Below are 19,537 nucleotides of genomic sequence, written 5' to 3' on the forward strand. Positions count from 1 at the left end.
TGCGGACGCGCCGTTCAGATGCGCCGGCGCCGGTATTCGTCGAGGAAGGTGCGCGCCGCGCGCGGCGTCAGCACCCGCACGGGGTCCCCGTGCCACGCATACAGGAACGGCGGCCCGCCCGCGCGGTCCGTCAATCTGGCGCGGATGAGGAAGCGGGTGCCGGCCGGATAGCGCTCCGGGTCGGACAGCGCGCGCGCGCACTGCACGCGCATGGACGTGGCGTACGCCTGCCCCGCCATCGGCTTGATGCGCAGCCGGCCCGTGCGCGCGTCCGGCACGGATTCGACGGCCACGTCGCGGTAGGCCCACGGATCGCGCGCCATCGGCGCTACGCGGCCGCGGCCGCGGCGTGCGGCTTCGCTTCACGGATCGGCAGGTTGACCAGGCTCGCGGCCAGCGCCAGCGCGATGTCCGCGTACCACATCCACGTGTAGTCGCCGAAGCGCACGAACGCGAGGCCGCCCAGCCAGGCGCCGAAGAAGCCGCCGATCTGGTGCGACAGCAGCGTGAGGCCGAACAGGGTCGCCAGGTAGCGGGTGCCGAACAGCTTGCCGACGAGGCCCGCCGTCGGCGGCACCGTCGCGAGCCACGTGAAGCCGAGGGCCGCCGCGAACACATAAAAGGTCCACGCCGATTTCGGCGCCAGCAGGTAGGCGGCGATGATCACGGCGCGGCTGCCGTACATCAGCGCGAGCAGCCATTTCATGCGCCAGCGCTGCGCGAGCGCGCCGGCCGTCAGCGAGCCGGCGATGTTGAAGAGGCCAATGAGGCCCAGCGCCGTCGCGGAGACGCCCGCCGGCAGGCCGCACAGCGCGACTTCGCCCGGCAGGTGCGTGACGAGGAAGGCGATGTGGAAGCCGCAGGTGAAGAAGCCGGCGTGCAGGCACAGGTAGCTGCGGTCGCGCAGCGCCGCGCGCACCTGGCGTCCCAGCGTCGGCTCGGACGACGGCGCGCCGTGGCCGGCGCCGGTGTGCGCCGGCGGCCTGCCGCGCAGCGGCCACGCGAGCGGGATGGTGAACAAGGTGGTCGCGGCCAGCGCCAGCATCGCCGTGATCCAGCCGGCCGTCGCGATCAGCACCTGCACGAGCGGCGCGAACACGAACTGGCCGAACGAGCCGCCCGCGTTGATGAAGCCGGACGCGAACGCGCGCCGCTCGGGCGGCAGGCGCTGCGCCGTGGCGCCGATCAGGATCGAAAAGCTGCCGGCGCCGGCACCGCTGGCCGACAGGATGCCGAGCGTGACCAGCAGGCCCCATTCGGTCGACACGAACGGCGTGGCCGCGAGGCCGCCGGCCAGCAGCACGGCGCCCAGCACGATGACGCGCGCCGCGCCGTATTTGTCGGCGACGGCGCCGAAGATGGGTTGCGACGCGCCCCACATGAACTGGCCGATGGCCATCGCGAAGCTGATCGACGCGACGCCGAGGCCCGTCGCCGTGTTCAGCGGCGACAGGAACAGGCCCGTCGTCAGGCGCGCGGCCATCGTGATCATCAGGATCGCGCTGGCGGTGAGGATCAGGCCCCAGGCGGCGCGCGGCGTGGTCGTTGTCATGTCGTCCCCGTTGGTTGGTCAGAACCAACGATGTTACAACGGAAACGATCGTAGGGTGGGCGCCCCGCGCCCACGCGACTGCATGCGGACCGCGAACGTCCGCCACCCGACCGTGATATCAGCCCGCCGCGCGGATCAGCAGCACGGTCGCCTGCGCCGCCATGCCCTCCTCGCGGCCGAGGAAGCCGAGCTTTTCGTTCGTCTTGGCCTTGATGTTCACCTGCTGCGGCGACACGCCGACGTCCTCGGCGATGCGCGACACCATCTGCGGGATGTGCGGCGCCATCTTCGGCTGCTGGGCGATGATGGTCGCGTCGATGTTGCCGATGGTGTAGCCGGTGCCCAGCACGCGGTTGGCCGCTTCGCGCAGCAGCACGCGCGAATCGGCGCCGGCGAACATCGGGTCGGTGTCCGGGAAGTGCTTGCCGATGTCGCCGAGGCCGGCGGCACCCAGCATGGCGTCGACGATGGCGTGCAGCAGCACGTCGGCGTCCGAGTGGCCGAGCAGGCCCAGGCGGTGCGGGATGGTGACGCCGCCCACGATCAGTTTGCGGCCCTCGACGAGGGCGTGGCAGTCATAGCCGGTACCGATGCGGAACGGCGGGGTCGGGTTGTACGATGCGAGAGCCATGATGTTCTTTACACGCTTTATACGTTATACGTCAGACGAATTCGGGTTGGGACACTGCCAGGTACATCTCGGCGATCCGGATGTCGTCCGGCAGCGTCACTTTGAGATTGCGGGGATGCCCTTCCACCAATCTTGGGCTCAATCCGAGGGCTTCAACCGCACTGGCGTCATCGGTAATCGAATCGGGGTCGGTGGCCGCGGACAGCGCCTCGCGCAGCAGTTCGTAGCGGAACATCTGCGGGGTCTGGGCCAGCCACAGCCCGCTGCGGGGTACGGTCCCGCACGCTTCACCGTCGATGCCGCGCTTGACCGTGTCGACGACCGGCAGCGCCAGCAGGCCGCCGGCCGGGTGGTCGCCCGTGTCCTTGATCAGCTTTTCGATCAGTTCGGCCGTGAGGCCGGGACGGGCCGCGTCGTGCACGAGCACCAGGTCCGGGCCGGACAGCGTGTTCGCGAGCACCGCGAGGCCGTTGCGCACGGATTCCATGCGGCTGGCGCCGCCGCAGCGCAGGACCGTCACGCCGTGATGGGGCGCGACGGCGTCGATATAGGGATCGTCCGGACTCACGACGACGAAGGTGTGCGCGACGAGCTCGCTGGACAGGAACGCGTCGAGCGTATGCCTGAGCATCGGTTTGCCGCCGATTTTCAGGTACTGCTTGGGGCTCGTGGCCCCCATCCTGGCGCCGACGCCGGCGGCGGGAATCAGGGCGAAATAACGTGGTGCTTGAGTCATGTAAATTTTACGCTACGATCGGAAACGTCTTGTCGATCCAATAATAGACTGTACCTCACCTTGGCAAACTTTGCTGGGACGCGCGTATTCCCGCGGACAGTCGATCGCGGCCTGTCTCGGCCTTGCCTTCTCGGCCTTACCCTAATGTACGGCATCCGGCCGCGGTCGACGTCGCGCTGCAGCAGTATCCGCGACTCGGCGGCGCGCGCATACAACGGTTTGCCGGCGAAGCGCCCGCCCTTCCACTTTCGGCAGATCGTCCGGGCAGGACTTGAGATGGCGCATTTCGTGCGCAAGTATCTCGTCGCACACGCACGCGGCGAGCGTTACGCCGGCGTCCAGGTGCCGGCGGCGAACTTCTCCAGCCAGAACGTGCCGATCACGGTCTTCACGTCCGTGATGTCGCCTTTCCTGACCATGTCGAGCATCTCGGGAATGGTCGCGGTGAAGGTCTCGAGGAATTCGCCGTCGTCCAGCTTCGCCTCACCTGCATTGAGGCCGCGCGCGAGGAACAGGTCGAGGTGCTCGTCGGAATACGCGATGGCGTTGTGGATGGTGCAGACGAAGTGCCAGTCGGTGGCCGTGTAGCCCGTCTCTTCTTCCAGTTCGCGCTTGGCGCAGGCGAGCGAGGCTTCGCCCGGATCGATCTTCCCGGCCGGGAATTCGATGAACACCTGCTCGTTCGGATAGCGGAACTGGCGTTCGAGCAGCACGCGGCCGTCGTCGAACAAGGCCAGGATCACGACGGCGCCGGGGTGGCGGATGAACTCGCGCTGCGTGATCTTGCCGTCAGGGAGCTTGACGCGGTCGCGCGAGACTTTGAGGAAGTGACCGTCGTAGGCGAGTTCGCCGTCGACTCTGGTTTCTTTGAGATGATCGTCCATGGGCGGTCCGGTTGGGTCGTGAGCCCGCAGTATAAGGCAAACGACCCGGACCGGTGCCCGCGCGCTACGGCACGATGCGCAGCACCGCGTTCTCGCTGATCACGTAGATGTTGTCGTCCATGCCCACCGTCAGCGCATCGATGGCGCCGAGGCTGCCCGGGGCACCCAGGCGCACGCCGTACGCGCGCGGCGCGCCGGCGATCACGCTGTCGACGCCGGAAGGCGTGATCTTGTGCACCGAGTACCAGTCGCGCGCGGCGTCAGCCGCGGCGCTTGCGGAGGTAGCGCAGGACGAAACCCGGAAAGGCCAGCACGAGGAACATGCAGGCGGTGATCGCGTAGAACTCCCAGGTCTGGGGGAACGCGGTACCGATGCGGGATTCGAGGGCGTGGGCCAGCGCGCCGACGATAAAGTATAAAACAATCAACTCGAGCAGGCGCACGACGAAGTATTTCGCGTGCGCCTTGTTCTGTGCCGGCTTCACGGGAATGAAGCCGAGCACGCTCTCGTTGAGGAACGGCAGGTTGGCGAACGCGAGTGCGACCGCGATCACCAACCAGCTGGCCAGGGAGACGTCCACCGCGGCCTTAGGATTTCAGGGTCAGGGTCATGGCCGACAGGCAAGCCGCCAGCAGCGGGCCCGGCAGGATGCCCAGGATCACGACCAGGATGCCGTTCAGCGACAGCACGACGCGCATGTCCAGCGGGGTCGAGATCGGCGACGCATCGGCCACCTCGTCGAACCACATGACTTTCACGACGCGCAGGTAGTAGAACGCACCCACCAGCGACGCGGCGACGGCGACGACCGCGAGCCACAGCTGGCCCGAACCGACGACGGCGTCCAGCACGGCCCACTTGGCCATGAAGCCCATCATCGGCGGCACGCCGGCCAGCGAGAACATCAGCGCGGTCATGACGAGCGCGTACCACGGGCTGCGCTTGGCCAGGCCCTTGAAGTCGGCCAGTTGTTCCGCTTCGTGGCCCGAGCGCGCCAGCATCATGATGACGCCGAAGCTGCCCAGCGTGGTCAGGACGTAGGTGATCGTGTAGTACATCGAGGCGCTGTAGGCGGTGGCGATGTTCGCGGCATTCGCGGCGTCGCGGCTGCCGACCACGCCGGCCATCATGCCCAGCAGGACGAAGCCCAGCTGCGCGATGGTCGAGTACGCGAGCATGCGCTTCAGGTTGGCTTGCGCGATCGCGGTCAGGTTACCGATCACGAGCGACAGCACGGCCAGCGCCAGCAGCATCTGCTGCCAGTCGATCGCCAGCGGCAGCAGGCCTTCGACGAGGATGCGGATCATCATCGCGAACGAGGCCAGCTTCGGCGCGGCGCCCAGCAGCAGGGTGACGGCGGTCGGCGAACCCTGGTACACGTCCGGGACCCACATGTGGAACGGCACGGCGCCCAGTTTGAAGGCCATGCCGGCCACGACGAACACGAGGCCGAACACGAGGATCGTGTGGTTGGCGGCGTTGCTCGACACCAGCTTGGCGATCGTCGTGATGTCCAGCGAACCGGTGGCGCCGTAGATCATCGAAATACCGTACAGCATGAAGCCCGACGCGAGCGAACCCAGGATGAAGTATTTCATCGCGGCTTCGGTCGAGATCGCGTGGTCGCGGCGCAGGGCCACCAGCGCGTACAGCGACAGCGACATCAGTTCCAGGCCCAGGTAGATCGGCAGCATGTTGTTACCGGAGATCATGACCATCTGGCCCAGCATCGTGAACAGCGCGAGCACGTAGAACTCGCCGCCCAGATTGCCGGACATCATGCCGCGCTCGGCCGTGTACTGGCGCGAGTACACGAGCGTGACGCCCACGGCCAGGTAGGTGAACAGCTTGAGCAGGTTCGCCATCGGGTCCGACACGAACATGTTGTAGAACGTGTAGGTCGTCGTGCCGGCCTTGAAGTCGGCATAGGTGATCACCGCGCAGCCCACCAGGGTGAGCAGCGACAGGATGTAGGTCAGCGTACGCTTGCCGTCCTTCTGGAACATGTCGATCAGAAGGATGGCGCAGGACGCGATGACCAGGAAGATTTCTGCAGAGACCGGCCCCAGGTTGTTGGCGGCCAGCACGGCTTGGGTGTTAATCATCGGATTCATATCGTTGTTGTAGCCTCTATCGACTCAGTGCGCGGCGACCGCAGCCACTGCCGTCGGCAGCTTGCTGACCGAGACGTGCTGCAACAGGTCCGCCACCGACACTTGCATCGAATCGGTGAACGGTGCCGGATACAGCCCCATGTAGATCGTCAGGATCGCGAGCACGCCCAGCATGAAGAACTCGCGGCCGTTCAGGTCGACCAGCTCGGCCACGTGCTTGTTGCCGATCTTGCCGAACACGACGCGCTTGACCATCCACAACGAGTACGCCGCGCCCAGGATCAGGGCGGTGGCGGCCAGCAGGCCCGTCCAGAAGTTGAACTTGACGGCGCCCAGGATGACCATGAACTCGCCCACGAAGCCCGACGTGGCCGGCAGGCCGCAGTTGGCCATCGCGAACAGTACCGAGAACGCGGCGAACTTCGGCATCACGTTGACGACCCCGCCGTAGTCGGCGATCTGGCGCGAGTGCATGCGGTCGTACAGCACGCCGATGCACAGGAACATGGCGCCCGACACGAAGCCGTGCGAGATCATCTGCACGATACCGCCCTGCACGCCGATCTCGTTGAAGATGAAGAAGCCGAGCGTGACGAAGCCCATGTGGGCGATCGACGAGTACGCGACCAGTTTCTTCATGTCGACCTGCACCATCGCGACCAGGCCGATGTAGATCACGGCAATCAAGGAAAGCACGATGATCAGCGGTGCCAGGTAGTGCGACGCGTCAGGCGCGATCGGCAGCGAGAACCGCAGGAAGCCGTAACCGCCCAGCTTCAGCATGATCGCGGCCAGCACGACGGAGCCGCCGGTCGGCGCTTCCACGTGGGCGTCCGGCAGCCATGTGTGCACCGGCCACATCGGGACCTTGACGGCGAACGCCATCAGGAAGGCCACGAAGATCAGGACCTGTTCCTTCATCGTCAGCGGCAGGTTGTGCCAGGCCAGGATGTCGAAGCTGCCGTTCGATTTGTTGTACAGGTAGATGATCGCGATCAGCGTCAGCAGCGAGCCCATGAACGTGTACAGGAAGAACTTGAACGACGCGTACACGCGATTCGGGCCGCCGAACACGCCGATGATGATGAACATCGGGATCAGGGTGGCTTCGAAGAAGAAGTAGAACAGCAGGCCGTCCAGCGCGACGAACACGCCGATCATCAGGCCCGACATCAGCAGGAACGAACCCATGTACTGGGCCACGCGTTCCTGGATCACTTCCCAGGCCGAGATCACGACGATGATCGTGATGAATGCGGTCAGCGGCACGAACCACAGCGAGAGGCCGTCGATGCCCAGGTAGTACTGGATGTTGAAACGTTCGATCCAGGCGGCCTTCTCCACGAACTGCGGTCCGTGGGCCGTGTTGCTGAACTGCGTCATCAGCGGGATGGTCGGCAGGAAGCTGACCACCGCGCCCGCCAGCGCCAGCAGGCGGGTGAAGCCCGCTTTGCTGTCGCGACCGACTGCCAGCACGATGATGCCGCACAGGATCGGCAACCAGACCGACAGGCTCAGGTAAGGAGGAAAGGTAGAAATCGTAGACTGCATCTTGTTTTTCTCTCTTTTAAGCGTGCCAGAACGGGAAGAAGTACAGCAGCGTACCCAGCACGCCCAGGATCATCACGAACGCATAGTGGTAGATGTAACCAGTCTGGAACGTACGGACGATGGTCGAGAACCAGCCCACCAGCTTCGCGGAGCCGTTGACGACGAGGCCGTCGATCAGCGCGCGGTCGCCCACTTGCCACAGGCCCTTGCCCAGCAGGCGTGCGCCGCCGGCGAAGACGATCTCGTTGAACTTGTCCATGTAGTACTTGTTGTCCAGCAGCGTGTGGATCGGACGCAGCGCCTTGTAGAAGGCCGCCGGCACGCGCGGATTGATCATGTAGCAGTAGAACGCAGCGACGACGCCGGCCAGCGCGATCCAGAACGGCAGCGACGTGAACGCGTGCACGCCCATCGCGACCGGGCCGCTGAACTCGTGCGCCAGCTCTTCCATCGCCGGATGGCGCTCGGCATTGATGGTGATGACGTTGTTGAAGAAGCCGCCGTACAGCATCGGCTTGATCGCGAAGAAACCGATGATGACGGACGGGATCGCCAGCAGGATCAGCGGCAGCGTGACGACCAGCGGCGACTCGTGCGGCTTCTGGCCCGGGGCCAGGCCGTGGTGGCCATGGTCGTCGTGCTCTTCTTCGTGGTGCGCGTCCGAATCGTGCTCGGCGTGGGCGTCGTGGCCGTGGGCCGCGACAGCCTGGTCATGTGCGTCGTGGCGGTGCGACGCGTCGCCATGGGCGTGGTCGTCGTGCGCATGCGCTTTGCCGAAACGCTCCTCGCCGTGGAACACGAGGAAGTACATGCGGAACGAGTAGAACGCGGTCACGAACACGCCGGCAACGACGGCGAAATACGCGAAGCCCGTGCCCCACAGGTGCGAGGCGTGGACGGCTTCGATGATCGAATCCTTCGAGTAGAAGCCGGCGAAGAACGGGGTGCCGATCAGTGCCAGCGAACCCACCAGCGACGTGATCCAGGTGATCGGCATGTACTTGCGCAGGCCGCCCATGTTGCGCATGTCCTGGTCGTGGTGCATGCCGATGATGACGGAGCCGGCGCCGAGGAACAGCAGCGCCTTGAAGAACGCGTGGGTCATCAGGTGGAACACGGCGACGTTGTACGCCGACACGCCCAGCGCGACCGTCATATAGCCCAGCTGCGACAGCGTGGAGTACGCGACGACGCGCTTGATGTCGTTCTGGATGATGCCCAGGAAGCCCATGAACAGCGCGGTGATCGAACCGATGACGACGATGAACGACAGCGCGGTGTCCGACAGCTCGAACAGCGGCGACATGCGGGTCACCATGAAGATGCCGGCGGTAACCATCGTCGCGGCGTGGATCAGTGCCGAGATCGGGGTCGGGCCTTCCATCGAGTCAGGCAGCCACACGTGCAGCGGGAACTGCGCCGATTTGCCCATCGCGCCGATGAACAGGCAGATGCAGGCGGCGGTCAGCAGCGGCCAGGTCGTGCCGGGCACGAACATGGCCGACAGCGCGCCGGCCTTGGCGAACGTCTCGTCGTAGTTCATCGTGCCGGTGGCGGCCAGCAGCAGGCCGATGCCGAGGATGAAGCCGAAGTCGCCGACGCGGTTCACGAGGAACGCCTTCATGTTCGCGAAGATCGCGGTCGGACGCGTGTACCAGAAGCCGATCAGCAGGTACGAGACCAGGCCCACCGCTTCCCAGCCGAAGAACAGCTGCAGGAAGTTGTTGGCCATGACCAGCATCAGCATCGAGAACGTGAACAGCGAGATGTACGAGAAGAAGCGGTTGTAGCCTTCGTCTTCGGCCATGTAGCCGATCGTGTAGATGTGGACCATCAGCGAGACGAAGGTCACGACGCACATCATCATCGCGGACAGCGCGTCGATCTTGAAGCCGACCGACATTTTCATGGTGCCGATGGTCATCCAGGTGTAGATGTCGCCGTTGTACGTGGCGCCGTCGATGACCTGGTTCAGCGTCATGATCGAGATGACCATGGCGATGAAGACGCCCAGGATGGTCGCGGAATGCGACACGACCCGGCCGACCACGTTGCCGAAGAACTTGGTGCCGAGCAGGCCGGCGATCGCCGAGCCCGCGAGCGGCGCGAGTGGCACCGCCAGCAAGAGGTTAGGGTTAATTTGCCCCGCCATATTGAACCTTTTGTTTATTTATCAGGAGGTTGACAGACAAACCGCTTAGCCCTTCAGGCTGTCGAGGTCTTCCACGTTGATCGTGTCCAGGTTACGGAACAGGACCACCAGGATCGCCAGGCCGATCGCCGATTCGGCGGCCGCGACAGTCAGGATGAAGAACACGAAGATCTGCCCTGCCGCGTCGCCCAGATAATGCGAGAACGCCACAAAGTTCAGGTTCACCGCCAGCAGCATCAGTTCGATGGCCATCAGCAGGATGATGATGTTCTTCCGGTTCAGGAAAATGCCGATCACGGAGATCGCGAACAGGATCGCGCCCAGGATCAGGTAATGAGCGAGCGATAAAGTCATTGCGTCTCCTTGTTCGCGGCGGCGGCAACGGCAGCGTCGTCGATCGCCTTCTGGTTCACCGTCTGCATCTTGACGATCTTCAGACGGTCGTTACGCTTGACGCGGACGGCGAGGCCCGGGTCGATGGCTTTGGTGTCCTTGCGCTTGCGCAGGGTCAGCGCCACGGCGGCGATGATGGCGACCAGCAGGATCAGGCCGGCGATCTCGAAACCGTAGATGTACTGGGTATAGATCAGGCGGCCCAGTTCGCGCGTGCCGCCGATGTGGCCCACGGCGCTTTCCGCCGGCGCATCGCCCTGGCCCAGGAAGCCGCGCCACAGGACGGCGGCCATCTCCAGCACGATCAGCGCGCCGACGCCCGACGCCACCGGCAGGTAGCCCCAGAAGCCTTCGCGCATGCGGTCGATGTTAATGTCGAGCATCATCACGACGAACAGGAACAGCACCATGACGGCGCCGACGTAGACCAGTACCAGCACGATGGCCAGGAACTCGGCCTTGAGCAGCATCCAGATACCGGCAGCGTTGAAGAACGCGAGCACCAGGAACAGCGCGGCGTGCACCGGGTTCTTGGCGGTAATGACGCGCAACCCGGCCAGCACCATCACGGCCGCGAACACGTAGAACAGAACAGTTGTGAAATCCATGACTTACGCAGGAGCCCTTTTATTGTTAGCGGTACTTGGCATCGGCTTCGCGCGCGGCGGCGATGTCGTTCTCGTAGCGATCGCCCACGGCCAGCAGCATTTCCTTGGTGTAGTACAGGTCGCCGCGTTTTTCGCCGTGGTACTCCAGCACTTGCGTCTCGACGATCGAATCGACCGGGCACGATTCTTCGCAGAAGCCGCAGAAGATGCACTTGGTCAGGTCGATGTCGTAGCGCGTGGTGCGGCGGGTGCCGTCCTCGCGCTGCGCCGACTCGATCGTGATGGCCATCGCCGGGCACACGGCTTCGCACAGCTTGCACGCGATGCAGCGCTCTTCCCCGTTCGGGTAGCGGCGCAGCGCATGCAGGCCGCGGAAGCGCGGCGAGATGGGGGTCTTTTCTTCCGGGTACTGGACCGTGATCTTGCGCTTGAACGCATACTTGCCGGTCAGGGCCAGGCCCTTGATGAGCTCGGACAGCATCAGGCTGCCGAGGATCTCTTTAACTCGTGTCATTTTGTGTGCTTCCTTACTTCCAGATGTTCCACGGCGTCTGCATCCAGCCGGCGACCAGCACCAGCCAGATCAGGGTCAGCGGAATGAACACTTTCCAGCCGAGACGCATGATCTGGTCGTAGCGGTAGCGCGGGAACGTGCCGCGGACCCAGATGAACAGCGAGACGATCAGGAACATCTTGGCGAACAGCCAGAAGAAGCCGCCGAAACCGCCGCCGAATTCGAGGAACGAGAACGGTGCGGCCCAGCCGCCCAGGAACATGATCGATGCCAGCGTGGCGACGAGGATCATGTTGGCGTACTCGGCCAGCATGAACATCGCGTACGACATGCCGGAATATTCCACCATGTGGCCGGCCACGATTTCCGATTCGCCTTCCACCACGTCGAACGGGTGGCGGTTGCATTCCGCGAGGCCGGACGTGATGTAGATGACGAACAGCGGCAGCAGCGGCAGCCAGTTCCACGACAGCAGGTTGATACCGTGGTCGACGGCCCAGCCGCGGGCCTGTGCGCCGACGATGTCCGAGAAGTTCAGCGAGCCCGACACCATCAGCACGACGACCATCACGAAGCCCATCGGGATTTCGTACGAGATCATCTGCGCCGATGCGCGCATGGCACCCATGAACGAGTACTTCGAGTTGGCGGACCAGCCGGCGATGATGATGCCGTACACCTCCATCGACGTGATCGCCAGCAGCAGCAGCAGGCCGGCATTCACGTTGGCGAGCGCGGCTTGCGGGCCGAACGGGATGACGGACCACGCGGCCAGCGCCGGCATGATGGTCATCAGCGGGCCGATCACGAACAGGCTCGGCGTGGCTTTCGCCGGAATCACGATTTCCTTGAGCAGCAGCTTCAGGGCATCGGAAATCGGCTGCAGCAGGCCGCCGGGGCCCACGCGGTTCGGGCCGATACGGATGTGGATCCAGCCGATCAGCTTGCGCTCCCACAGCACGAGATAGGCGACGAGGCCCATCAGCGGCAGCAGGACGACGACGATTTTCAGCAGCGTCCACACGAGGGGCCAGGCCGCAGGGCCCAGCAGGCTCGCGCCGCCGCTGTTCAGGTTGTTGATCATGTCAGGTACCGACATTTTGCTTGGGCTCCCCTGCTTTATGCTTTAGCTACGTTGATCGGACCGAACATGTCGCCCAGTACCGAAGTCGATTCGTGGGCGGCCGCGACCCGCACGACGTTCGCCGGCAGGCGCGCGTCGATATTGGCGGTCAAGACCACACTGCCCTGCCCTTGCGATACCGTGACCTTGTCGCCGGCATTGACGCCCAGCTTGTCGGCCAGCTTGGCCGACAAGGTCGCCAGCGGCGCCTGGCCGTCGGCCGTGCGCAGCAGCGGTTCGGAACGGCGCGCGACGGCGTCGGCGAAGTGGATCGGCACGTCGGCCAGGCGTTCCACCTGCTCTCCGTTGCCGAACGAGGCCGCCGCCGGCGCGAGCTTCGCCACGTTGTTCAGCTTCGCGGACAGGTCCGTGTTGCCTTTGCCGAGGGCTTCGTCGCGGATCGTTTCCGAATTCTCGTAATCGAAACCTTGCAGGCCCAGCAGGTTGCCCAGCACACGCAGCACTTTCCAGGCCGGACGGGTCTCGCCCAGCGGCTTGACGGTGCCGTTGAAGCTCTGTGCGCGGCCTTCGCAGTTCACGAAGGTGCCGGCGGTCTCGCTGAACGGCGAGATCGGCAGCAGCACGTCGGCGTAGTCCATGCCGTGCTTGAACGCGGACATCGCGACGACCATTTCGGCGCCGTTCAGTGCCTTCACGGCTTGCTGCGGGTTGGCGGCATCCAGTTCCGGCTCGGCGTTCAGCAGCACGTACGCTTTCTTCGGCTGCGCGAACAGGTTGGCGGCATTCTTCGACGTGGCGTTGACCAGGTAGCCGCCGACCGTGTTGGCGGCGTCGACGAAGTAGCCGAACTTGGCGCCGGTCTGTTCCGCGATCCACTGCGCGACGGCGTGCAGCTTCGATGCCTGCGGGTGGTACATCGCGGCATTGCCCAGCAGGACGGCGCCCGGCAGGTCAGCGGCGTGCTCGACGGCCAGCGTGGCGGCGATGCCCTTGGCGACGTCGCCGGCGGTGACGTTCTCGAAGCCGGCCGGGGCTGCGATACCTTTTGCGGCGGCGATGGCGACGGCGATTTCCGACAGGGCAGCCAGCCAGTCGCTCGGTGCGGCGATCAGGCGGTTCGCGGTCGGGATCAGGTTGTCATCAAAGGAACCGTGCACGATGGACAGCTTGGCGCCCGACTTGACGGCGGCGCGCAGGCGCGTCGCGGCCAGCGGGTGGTCCTTGCGCAGGAACGAGCCGACGACCAGCACGCGTTTCAGGTTCGACAGTTCGGCGACCGGCATGCCCAGGTGCGGCACGACGGCACCATCCAGCGCGAAGTCGGTCTGGCGCAGGCGGAAGTCGACGTTCTCGACGCCGAAGCCGCGCATGGCTTTCTGCAGCAGGAACAGTTCTTCGACGGTCGAGTGCGGCGTGGCGACGGCGGCGATGCTGTCGGCGCCGTGCTCGTGGCGGATGTTGCGCAGGCCGTGGGCGACGTATTCCAGCGCCGTCTGCCAGTCGGTCTCGATCCACTTGCCGTCCTGCTTGAGCATCGGCACGGTCAGGCGCGAGGCGTTATCGAGGGCTTCGTACGAGAAGCGGTCCTTGTCGGAAATCCAGCACTCGTTGATGTTCTCGTTTTCCAGCGGCAGCACGCGCATGACCTTGCCGCCCTTGACCTGGACGATCAGGTTCGAACCGAGCGAGTCGTGCGGCGACACCGAACGGCGGCGCTGCAGTTCCCACGGACGGGCCGAGTAGCGGAACGGCTTGCTGGTCAGCGCGCCGACCGGGCACAGGTCGATCATGTTGCCCGACACTTCCGAGTCGACCGACTTGCCGACGAACGTCGTGATTTCCGAGTGCTCGCCGCGGCCGACCATGCCGAATTCCATCACGCCGGCGACTTCCTGGCCGAAGCGCACGCAGCGGGTGCACTGGATGCAGCGGCTCATCTCTTCCATCGAGATCAGCGGACCGGCTTCCTTCGGTGCCACGACGCGCTTTTCTTCTTCGTAGCGCGAGCCGCTCTTGCCGTAGCCGACGGCCAGATCCTGCAGTTGGCATTCGCCGCCCTGGTCGCAGATCGGGCAATCCAGCGGGTGGTTAATCAGCAGGAATTCCATGACGGACTTCTGCGCCTGCACGGCCTTGTCGCTGTGCGTGCGCACGATCATGCCCGGCGAGACCGGCGTGGCGCAGGCAGGCAGCGGCTTCGGTGCTTTTTCCACTTCCACGAGGCACATGCGGCAGTTCGCCGCGATGGACAGCTTCTTGTGGTAGCAGAAGTGCGGGATGTACGTTCCCAGTTTGTTTGCGGCGTCCATCACCATCGAACCTGGTGGGACTTCGACTTTCTTGCCGTCTAATTCGATTTCAACCATTTGATCGTTACCTGACCTGGTTTAGAGGTAAGTCGGCACCAGACAGTGCTTGTGCTCGACGTGATATTCAAATTCTTCGCGGAAGTTCTTGATCATGGCGCGAACCGGCATCGCGGCGGCATCACCCAGCGCGCAGATGGTGCGGCCCTGGATGTTGTCGGCGATCGAATTCAGCATATCCATGTCTTCCGGACGACCCTGGCCATGTTCGATGCGGTGGACCATGCGGTACATCCAGCCGGTGCCTTCGCGGCACGGCGTGCACTGGCCGCACGATTCCTCGTAATAGAAGTACGACAGGCGCAGCAGCGACTTGACCATGCAGCGGGTCTCGTCCATGACGATCACGGCGCCCGAACCCAGCATCGAACCGGCCTTGGCGATCGAGTCGTAGTCCAGGTCGGTCTGCATCATGACGTCGCCGCGCACGACCGGCGCCGACGAACCGCCCGGGATGACGGCCTTGATCTTCTTGCCGCCGCGCATGCCGCCCGCGAGTTCCATCAGCTTGGCGAACGGCGTGCCCAGCGGGACTTCGTAGTTGCCCGGACGCTCGACGTCGCCGGAGATCGAGAAGATCTTCGTGCCGCCGTTGTTCGGCTTGCCCAGGCCCAGGTAGTTCTCGGCGCCGATGTTCAGGATGAACGGGACGGCCGCGAACGTTTCCGTGTTGTTGATCGTGGTCGGCTTGCCGTACAGGCCGAACGAGGCCGGGAACGGCGGCTTGAAGCGCGGCTGGCCCTTCTTGCCTTCCAGCGATTCCAGCAGCGCGGTTTCTTCGCCGCAGATGTAGGCGCCGTAGCCGTGGTGGGCGTGCAGCTGGAACGAGAATTCCGAACCCATGATCCTGTCGCCCAGGAAGCCGGCGGCACGCGCCTCTTCCAGCGCTTCTTCGAACAGCAGGTAGTCCTCGAAGATCTCGCCGTGGATATAGTTGTAGCCCACGGTGATGCCCATCGCGTACGCGCCGATGGCCATGCCTTCGATCAGCGAGTGCGGGTTGTAGCGGATGATGTCGCGGTCCTTGAACGTACCCGGCTCGCCTTCGTCGGTGTTGCAGACGAGGTATTTCTGGCCCGGGAACTGGCGCGGCATGAAGCTCCACTTCAGGCCGGTCGGGAAACCCGCGCCGCCGCGGCCGCGCAGGCCGGACGTCTTGAGGTCGGCGATGATCTGCTCGGGCGTGATCTTCTCTTCCAGGATGCGGCGCAGCGCGGAATAGCCGCCGCGCTTGACGTAGTCTTCCAGGTGCCAGTTGGCGCCGTTCAGATCCTTCAGGATCAGCGGATTGATGTGGCGGTCGTGCAGGCTGGTCATTTGTTCAGTTCCTCCAGCAGGGCGTCGATCTTCTCGTCCGACATGAACGAGCACATGCGGTGGTTATTCACCAGCATGACCGGCGCGTCGCCGCAGGCGCCCATGCATTCGCCTTCCTGCAGCGTGAACTGGCCGTCGGCGGTGGTTTCGCGCCAGTCGATGCCGAGGGCATCCTTGATGCGCTTGCCGGCGCGCTCGCCGCCCGACAGGGCGCACGGCAGGTTGGTGCACACGGTGATCTTGTGCTTGCCGACCGGCTTCAGGTTGTACATGTTGTAGAAGGTGGCCACTTCCTGCACGGCGATGGCGGGCATGCCGATGTAGTCGGCCACTTCGTGCATCGTTTCCGGCGACAGCCAGCCCAGTTCGACCTGCGCGTGGGCCAGCGCGGCCATCACGGCCGACTGGCGCTGGTCGGCCGGATACTTGGCCAGCTCGCGGTCGATTTTTTTCAAGCACTGCTCAGATAACATAATCTTTTTCTACCCTTCTTATCGGTCGATCGAGCCGAACACGATGTCCTGCGTGCCGATGATGGTGACGGCGTCGGCGATCATGTGGCCGCGCGCCATTTCATCCAGGCTCTGCAGGTGGACATAGTCCGGGGTGCGGATCTTCAGGCGGTACGGCTTGTTGGCGCCGTCCGAGACGATATAAATGCCGAACTCGCCCTTCGGGTGTTCGACGGCCGCGTAGGCCTCGCCCGGCGGGACGTGGAAGCCTTCGGTGAACAGCTTGAAGTGGTGGATCAGCGATTCCATGTTGGTCTTCATGTCCACGCGCGACGGCGGGGCGACCTTGTGGTTGCTCGTCATGACCGGGCCCGGGTTCGCGCGCAGCCAGGTGATGCACTGCTTGATGATGCGGTTGGCCTGGCGCATTTCTTCCACGCGCACGAGGTAGCGGTCGTACGAGTCGCCGTTGGTGCCGACCGGGACGTCGAACTCCACCTTGTCGTAGGCCGCGTACGGCTGCAGCTTGCGCAGGTCCCAGGCGACGCCCGAACCGCGCAGCATCGGGCCCGAGAAGCCCATGCCCATCGCGTCTTCCGGCGTCACGACGCCGATGCCGACGGTACGCTGTTTCCAGATACGGTTGTCGGTCAGCAGCGTCTCGTATTCGTCGACATAGCCGTCGAAGCGCTTCGTGAACGATTCGATGAAGTCCAGCACGGAACCCTGGCGGGTCTCGTTCAGTTCGTCGATGGCCTTCTTGCTGCGCAGCGGCGATTCGCGGTGGCGCGGCATCACGTCCGGCAGGTCGCGGTACACGCCGCCCGGACGGTAGTAGGCCGCGTGCATGCGCGCGCCCGACACGGCCTCGTACACGTCGAACAGGTCTTCGCGGTCGCGGAACGCGTACAGGAACGGGCCCATGGCGCCGATGTCCAGCGCGTGCGCGCCGAGCCACATCAGGTGGTTCAGGATGCGGGTGATCTCGTCGAACATCGTGCGGATGTACTGCGCGCGGACCGGCACCTCGATGCCCAGCAGCTTCTCGATGGCCAGCACGTAGCCGTGCTCGTTGCACATCATCGAGACGTAGTCGAGGCGGTCCATGTACGGCACGGACTGCAGGTAGGTACGGGTCTCGGCCAGTTTCTCGGTGCCGCGGTGCAGCAGGCCGATGTGCGGGTCGGCGCGCTGGATGACTTCACCGTCCAGTTCCAGCACGAGACGCAGCACGCCGTGCGCTGCCGGGTGCTGCGGACCAAAGTTCAGGGTGTAGTTTTTAAGCTCAGCCATTATTTCATCCCGTAGGTTTCTTCGCGGATCACGCGCGGGATGTTCTCGCGCGGCTCGATCGTCACGGGTTGGTAGATCACGCGTTTCTGCTCGGGGTCGTAGCGCATCTCGACATAGCCCGAGATCGGGAAGTCCTTGCGGAACGGATGGCCGATGAAGCCGTAGTCGGTGAGGATGCGGCGCAGGTCGCCGTGGCCCTCGAACAGGATGCCGTACAGGTCGAACGCCTCGCGCTCGAACCAGTTGGCGTTGCGCCAGATGCCGGTGACCGATTCGACCAGCGGCATGTCGTCGTCCGGACAGAACACGCGGACGCGCACGCGCCAGTTGTGCTCGATCGACAGCAGGTGCGACACGACGGCGAAACGCAAACCGTCCCACGTGCCTTCGCCGTAGGACGAGTAGTCGACGCCGCACAGGTCGACGAGTTCCTGGAAACGCAGCGCGGGGTCGTCGCGCAGCTTCCGCATGGAGGCCAGATACTCGGCGGCCTTCACTACTACCGTTACTTCGCCCAGCGCCACGGTAATGGCAGCGCCCTCGCCCAGAGCATTCTTCAGGGCGAGTTCGAGGGCTTCGATTTTTGTCGTCATGGTTGAAACCGGCTTGGATTATCGCGCGATGGTATTGGTGCGCTGGATCTTGTTCTGGAGCTGGATGATGCCGTACAGCAGGGCCTCGGCGGTCGGCGGGCAGCCCGGGACGTAGACGTCGACCGGCACGATGCGGTCGCAGCCGCGCACGACGGAGTACGAGTAGTGGTAGTAACCGCCGCCGTTGGCGCAGGAGCCCATCGAAATGACCCAGCGCGGCTCGGCCATCTGGTCGTAGACCTTGCGCAGTGCCGGGGCCATCTTGTTGCACAGGGTACCGGCCACGATCATCACGTCGGACTGGCGCGGCGACGGGCGGAACACGACGCCGAAACGGTCGAGGTCATAGCGCGCGGCACCCGCGTGCATCATCTCGACCGCACAGCAAGCCAGGCCGAACGTCATGGGCCACATCGACCCGGTACGCGCCCAGTTGATCAGCTTGTCGGCTGTGGTGGTGACAAAACCTTCGTTTAAAACGCCTTCAATAGCCATGGCTTATTCCCAATCAAGGGCACCTTTCTTCCAGATGTACCAGAAGCCGACGACGAATTCGACGATGAACACCATCATCGTGACGAATCCGGTCCAGCCCAGGTCGCGCATCGAAACGCCCCAAGGGAAGAAGAATGCCGTTTCCAGATCAAACAAAATAAACAGGATCGCGACCAGGTAGTACCGGACGTCGAACTTCATGCGCGCGTCTTCGAAGGCCTCGAAGCCGCATTCATACGGGGAAAGTTTTGCCGCATCCGGGCGATGGGGACCGACCACACGGCCGAGGAGTTGCGAGGCGACGCCGACGACGGTGCCGATCACAATGAAGAGCAGGACGGGGAAGTAATTCTCGAGGTTCACGATGAAGCCTTAGTTGAACGATCGGTTGAAAAAAACACTGCAGGGGCTGCAGTACCGCATCGCGCAATCCTGGCTATTTGCCTACACCAGGATCGTACGACTGGAGACACTGAATCATCCGTTTCGCATTGTCGATCCCGACCTTCGAGGCTCGCCGCACGTTCGTACGACCGGGCTTCTCGGGCCAGAAGCGCCGCCGCGGGGACGGTTCTTCAAAGCCTCCGACAGATCCTCGTAAAAAAGCCAGCTAGGCCTCAGAGCGGAAGCTCATGCGCCCTAGCTGGCTTCTTGTATCTTGGTGCCGACGGCGAGACTCGAACTCGCACAGCTTGCGCCACTACCCCCTCAAGATAGCGTGTCTACCAATTTCACCACGTCGGCTGGAGACAAGTATTCTACTCTGACTTAGCAGCATTTTTCAATGCTCAAATTGCGCTA

21 protein-coding genes and 1 tRNA gene are annotated in these 19,537 nt (G+C 64.1%); all 22 read right to left on the reverse strand.

Annotated features, from left to right (window positions below; all coding sequences use genetic code 11):
* Positions 1-14: 14 nt before the first annotated feature.
* The 22 genes from ACEN9Q_RS16095 to ACEN9Q_RS16200 all read right to left on the reverse strand — a co-directional run bounded on the left by ACEN9Q_RS16095 (position 15) and on the right by ACEN9Q_RS16200 (position 19,480).
* The gene (locus ACEN9Q_RS16095; RefSeq protein WP_056436599.1) at positions 15-323 is read right to left on the reverse strand and encodes a hypothetical protein; all 309 of its coding nucleotides are present in this window, start codon (positions 321-323) and stop codon (positions 15-17) included.
* 5 nt (positions 324-328) lie between these two features.
* A complete protein-coding gene (locus ACEN9Q_RS16100; protein WP_495625284.1) occupies positions 329-1,552 on the reverse strand; it encodes an MFS transporter in 1,224 nt (407 codons plus the stop codon).
* A gap of 118 nt (positions 1,553-1,670) precedes the next feature.
* A complete protein-coding gene (gene ispF / locus ACEN9Q_RS16105; RefSeq protein ID WP_056436605.1) occupies positions 1,671-2,183 on the reverse strand; it encodes a 2-C-methyl-D-erythritol 2,4-cyclodiphosphate synthase in 513 nt (170 codons plus the stop codon).
* A gap of 31 nt (positions 2,184-2,214) precedes the next feature.
* A complete protein-coding gene (ispD, locus tag ACEN9Q_RS16110) occupies positions 2,215-2,919 on the reverse strand; it encodes a 2-C-methyl-D-erythritol 4-phosphate cytidylyltransferase (protein ID WP_495625285.1) in 705 nt (234 codons plus the stop codon).
* 326 nt (positions 2,920-3,245) lie between these two features.
* Entirely contained in the window at positions 3,246-3,803 is a 558-nt protein-coding gene (locus ACEN9Q_RS16115) for an NUDIX domain-containing protein (RefSeq protein ID WP_056436611.1), read from the reverse strand.
* Between the two features lie 64 nt (positions 3,804-3,867).
* Positions 3,868-4,041: a hypothetical protein gene (locus ACEN9Q_RS16120; RefSeq protein WP_495625286.1), complete on the reverse strand. Its 174-nt coding sequence runs from the start codon at positions 4,039-4,041 to the stop codon at positions 3,868-3,870.
* A gap of 22 nt (positions 4,042-4,063) precedes the next feature.
* A complete protein-coding gene (locus ACEN9Q_RS16125; RefSeq protein WP_495625287.1) occupies positions 4,064-4,384 on the reverse strand; it encodes a DUF2818 family protein in 321 nt (106 codons plus the stop codon).
* A 7-nt stretch (positions 4,385-4,391) separates the two neighbouring features.
* Positions 4,392-5,918: an NADH-quinone oxidoreductase subunit NuoN gene (gene nuoN / locus ACEN9Q_RS16130; protein ID WP_495625288.1), complete on the reverse strand. Its 1,527-nt coding sequence runs from the start codon at positions 5,916-5,918 to the stop codon at positions 4,392-4,394.
* A 24-nt stretch (positions 5,919-5,942) separates the two neighbouring features.
* Positions 5,943-7,469 carry an NADH-quinone oxidoreductase subunit M gene (locus ACEN9Q_RS16135; protein ID WP_056436620.1) on the reverse strand — a complete coding sequence of 509 codons (1,527 nt, stop codon included), beginning with the start codon at positions 7,467-7,469 and terminating at the stop codon, positions 5,943-5,945.
* 16 nt (positions 7,470-7,485) lie between these two features.
* Positions 7,486-9,621, reverse strand: a complete 2,136-nt coding sequence (gene nuoL, locus ACEN9Q_RS16140; RefSeq protein ID WP_495625289.1) for an NADH-quinone oxidoreductase subunit L — start codon at positions 9,619-9,621, stop codon at positions 7,486-7,488.
* A 45-nt stretch (positions 9,622-9,666) separates the two neighbouring features.
* A complete protein-coding gene (gene nuoK, locus ACEN9Q_RS16145) occupies positions 9,667-9,975 on the reverse strand; it encodes an NADH-quinone oxidoreductase subunit NuoK (RefSeq protein ID WP_029757428.1) in 309 nt (102 codons plus the stop codon).
* On the reverse strand, positions 9,972-10,622 hold the full coding sequence (locus tag ACEN9Q_RS16150) for an NADH-quinone oxidoreductase subunit J (protein ID WP_056436626.1): 651 nt from the start codon (positions 10,620-10,622) through the stop codon (positions 9,972-9,974). Before ACEN9Q_RS16150 ends, nuoK begins: the two co-directional genes overlap by 4 nt.
* Before the next feature lie 25 nt (positions 10,623-10,647).
* Positions 10,648-11,136 carry an NADH-quinone oxidoreductase subunit NuoI gene (gene nuoI / locus ACEN9Q_RS16155; protein ID WP_322399683.1) on the reverse strand — a complete coding sequence of 163 codons (489 nt, stop codon included), beginning with the start codon at positions 11,134-11,136 and terminating at the stop codon, positions 10,648-10,650.
* Between the two features lie 13 nt (positions 11,137-11,149).
* Positions 11,150-12,220, reverse strand: a complete 1,071-nt coding sequence (gene nuoH, locus ACEN9Q_RS16160) for an NADH-quinone oxidoreductase subunit NuoH (protein ID WP_425259807.1) — start codon at positions 12,218-12,220, stop codon at positions 11,150-11,152.
* A 35-nt stretch (positions 12,221-12,255) separates the two neighbouring features.
* Entirely contained in the window at positions 12,256-14,586 is a 2,331-nt protein-coding gene (gene nuoG, locus ACEN9Q_RS16165) for an NADH-quinone oxidoreductase subunit NuoG (protein ID WP_495625290.1), read from the reverse strand.
* Positions 14,587-14,607: 21 nt separating this feature from the next.
* The gene (gene nuoF / locus ACEN9Q_RS16170) at positions 14,608-15,903 is read right to left on the reverse strand and encodes an NADH-quinone oxidoreductase subunit NuoF (protein WP_056436635.1); all 1,296 of its coding nucleotides are present in this window, start codon (positions 15,901-15,903) and stop codon (positions 14,608-14,610) included.
* Positions 15,900-16,376, reverse strand: coding sequence for an NADH-quinone oxidoreductase subunit NuoE (gene nuoE, locus ACEN9Q_RS16175; protein ID WP_056436638.1), 477 nt, complete (start codon positions 16,374-16,376; stop codon positions 15,900-15,902). The genes nuoF and nuoE overlap by 4 nt, the downstream gene beginning before the upstream one ends.
* Positions 16,377-16,394: 18 nt before the next feature.
* Positions 16,395-17,648 (reverse strand): NADH-quinone oxidoreductase subunit D, encoded by a 1,254-nt coding sequence (locus ACEN9Q_RS16180; RefSeq protein ID WP_495625291.1) that lies wholly within the window; start codon positions 17,646-17,648, stop codon positions 16,395-16,397.
* The gene (locus ACEN9Q_RS16185; RefSeq protein WP_056436644.1) at positions 17,648-18,241 is read right to left on the reverse strand and encodes an NADH-quinone oxidoreductase subunit C; all 594 of its coding nucleotides are present in this window, start codon (positions 18,239-18,241) and stop codon (positions 17,648-17,650) included. The genes ACEN9Q_RS16180 and ACEN9Q_RS16185 overlap by 1 nt, the downstream gene beginning before the upstream one ends.
* Positions 18,242-18,259: 18 nt before the next feature.
* Positions 18,260-18,736 (reverse strand): NuoB/complex I 20 kDa subunit family protein, encoded by a 477-nt coding sequence (locus ACEN9Q_RS16190; RefSeq protein WP_036230641.1) that lies wholly within the window; start codon positions 18,734-18,736, stop codon positions 18,260-18,262.
* Between the two features lie 3 nt (positions 18,737-18,739).
* Positions 18,740-19,099: an NADH-quinone oxidoreductase subunit A gene (locus ACEN9Q_RS16195; RefSeq protein WP_056436645.1), complete on the reverse strand. Its 360-nt coding sequence runs from the start codon at positions 19,097-19,099 to the stop codon at positions 18,740-18,742.
* Between the two features lie 296 nt (positions 19,100-19,395).
* Positions 19,396-19,480, reverse strand: a tRNA-Leu gene (locus tag ACEN9Q_RS16200).
* Positions 19,481-19,537: the final 57 nt, after the last annotated feature.

The organism is Massilia sp. Masssp93, from assembly GCF_059491295.1.